3 protein-coding genes are annotated in these 2,871 nt (G+C 71.0%); all 3 read left to right on the top strand.

The window, feature by feature from the left end; genetic code table 11:
* The coding region (locus E1218_RS35295; RefSeq protein WP_132327375.1) for an SDR family NAD(P)-dependent oxidoreductase at positions 1 to 627 on the top strand (627 nt) is incomplete at its 5' end.
* Positions 624 to 2,249 carry an AMP-binding protein gene (locus tag E1218_RS35290; protein WP_233712690.1) on the top strand — a complete coding sequence of 542 codons (1,626 nt, stop codon included), beginning with the start codon at positions 624 to 626 and terminating at the stop codon, positions 2,247 to 2,249. The genes E1218_RS35295 and E1218_RS35290, both read left to right, overlap by 4 nt.
* 197 nt (positions 2,250 to 2,446) lie before the next feature.
* A complete protein-coding gene (locus E1218_RS35285) occupies positions 2,447 to 2,848 on the top strand; it encodes a universal stress protein (protein WP_132327374.1) in 402 nt (133 codons plus the stop codon).
* Positions 2,849 to 2,871: the final 23 nt, after the last annotated feature.

Here is a 2,871-nt window from a genome sequence, read left to right as displayed (position 1 = left end):
AACCTGGCCGATCCGGCGGAGGTCGAGGAGTTGGCGCGGACCGTTCTCGTCGACCACGGGCACGTGGATGTGCTGGTGAGCAACGCGGGGCGGTCGATCCGGCGGTCGGTGGCGGACTCGTACCAGCGGTTCCACGACATCGAGCGGACGAACGCGATCAACTATCTCGGCCCGGCCAGGCTCGTGCTCGAGTTGCTCCCGTCGATGCGGAACCGGGGCGAGGGTCACATCGTGAACGTGTCGACGGCCGGCGTACGGACGCCGCCGATGGCGCGCTGGTCGGCGTACCTGGCGTCGAAGAGTGCGTTCGACGTGTGGCTCCGGTGTGTCGCGCAGGAGATCCGCGGGGACGACGTGACGGTGTCGACGGTCTACATGGGCCTGGTGCACACCCGGATGAGCGAGCCGACGCCGCTGCTCCACAAGATGCCGGGGCTGACGCCGGAGCAGGCGGCGGATCAGGTGTGTACGGCGATCGCCGAGCGGACGCACAACATCACTCCGCCGATGGTCCGGCCGGCCGAACTCCTCGGCAACCTGTTCCGCGTCCCGACCGACCGACTGCTGGAGCAGTACTTCCGGATCAGTTCGCGGCACAAACGACGAACGGGAGACGAGGAATCGTGAAAGCTCCACGGCCGATCGGGCCGATGCGGCCACCGGACTGGCTGGTGCAGACCGCGGCGGAGGTCGGCGGGGTGTCGGTCGCGCTGATCAGGTCCGGTGTCTGGCGCCCGGCCCGCCCGTCGCACCTAATCGGGATCGAGCGCGCGCTGCGCCAGTGGGGTCAGTCGATGGCCGCGCTCGGGGCGATCGCCGCGATCAGGTTCCCGGACCGGCTCGCCGTGATCGACGAGGCCGGCAGTACGACGTACGCCGAACTCGACCGCCGCTGTGAGCGGATCGCGGCCGCCATGCACGCCGACCACGGAGTCGTTGCCGGGAGCAAGGTCGCGGTGCTGTGCCGGAACCACCAGGGCTTCCTGGAGGCGACGCTGTCGGCGTCCCGCGCCGGCGCGGACGTGCTCTTCGTGAACACGGAGTTCGCTCCCCCGCAACTGAAGGCCGTCCTCGAGCGACACCGGCCGGACCTGCTCGTCCACGATGCCGAGTTCGCCCCGCGGACCGACGTACCGACAGTGCTCGCCTGGGACTCCGACGGTCTCGACCGGCTCGCCGCGTCGACGGCACCCGCGGCACCCAAGCCCGAGTCACCCGGGCACATCACGATCCTGACCTCAGGTACGACGGGGACGCCGAAAGCGGCGCCGCGCGTGCCGACCGCGTTGGGGCTCGCGGGCCTGACAGCCAGTGCGCTCAACCGCTTCGGCCTGCGGTCGGGTGAGCCGATGGCGATCTGCCCGCCGCTCTTCCACGGGCTCGGTCTGCTCACCTCGATGCTCGCGTTGTTCCTGGGGTCGCCGCTCGTGCTGTTCCGCCGGTACGACGCCCGTACCGTGCTGACCGAGGTCGAACGGGCCCGGGCCGGCTCGATCGTCGCCGTACCCGTGATGCTCCGCCGTATGCTCGACCTGGGACCGGACGAACTCGCCCAACACGACCTCCGCTCGCTCCGCGCGGTGATCTCCGGCGCGTCGATGCTCGGCGTACCGCTCGCCGAGCAGTTCATCGCGCAGTTCGGCCCGGTGCTGTGCGACGCGTACGGCTCCAGTGAGATCGGCATCGCCACGATCGCGACGTCCGCCGACCTGATCGCCGCCCCCGGAACCGTCGGCCGCCCGTGCCTCGGCAGCACGGTCCGGATCCTCGACGAGAACGACCGGCCGGTGCCCGCCGGTGAGACCGGGCGGATCTTCGCCGGCGGCGGCCTGGTGTTCGGCGGGTACTCCGACGGCTCGTCCACGACGGTCGTGGACGGCCGGATGAGCACCGGCGACCTCGGTCACCTGGACCGGTCCGGCCGCCTGTTCGTCGACGGCCGCGAGGACGACATGATCGTGTCCGGCGGCGAGAACGTGTACCCGGTCGAGGTCGAGGACTGCCTTGCGGCCCACCCCGCAGTCGCCGAGGCGGTCGTCGCCGGCGTACCCGACGAGGAGTTCGGCCAGCGCCTGATCGCGTACGTCGTCCTGCGCGAACCGGCCACCGAGGACGAACTGCTCGACCACGTCAAAGCCAACCTCGCCCGCTACAAGACTCCTCGCCAGATCGTCGTCCTCGACGACTTCCCCCGCAACGCCACCGGCAAAGTCCGCCGCGACAGACTCACTCCGCGCACTGATCCCTGAGCGCCTCGGCGAGGATTGTCATCTGGTGAGGGCTCCGTATTCGTCGCCGAGGGAGAAGCGAGGGCCCGGGCGCCGCCTTCGACCAAGCTGCGGGCGAGGTCGAGGATGGGAGTGAGGCCGCCTGGCCAGTGGAGGCGGGAGTGGGCTGCGGGCGGCGAGGACGATCAGGCCGTCTCCGCCATGGGAGAGTGGGGTCTGTGAAGATCCTGGTCGGCTACGTGCCAACACCCGAGGGCGAGGCCGCGCTGGCGGCGGCAGCTGCCGAGGCCGAGCTGCGCGGCGCGTCCGTGCTCCTGCTCAACACCAGCCGCGGCGACGCCTACATCGATGCCCGGTACGCCGACGCAGACGAGCTGGCCGCCGCCGAAACCACCCTGCGCGACCGCGGCGTCGAGGTGAGCATCCAGCAGGCCGCTGCCACCGGCGACGTCGCCGGCGAGCTGCTCAAGGCGGCCGCTGCCGAGGACGTCGTCCTCATCGTCCTGGGCCTGCGCCGCCGCAGCCCGGTCGGCAAGCTCATCCTCGGCAGCACCGCCCAGCGTGTCCTGCTCGAGTCCCCGGTCCCCGTGCTGGCCGTCAAGGCGCCGCCCCGCGACTGAATGCCGGACGCCCAGGCCATCAC

Origin of the sequence: Kribbella turkmenica, from assembly GCF_004348725.1 — a bacterium.
In the GTDB taxonomy this organism is placed as follows: Bacteria; Actinomycetota; Actinomycetes; order Propionibacteriales; family Kribbellaceae; genus Kribbella; species Kribbella turkmenica.
This window is presented reverse-complemented; position numbering and strand designations above follow the sequence as displayed.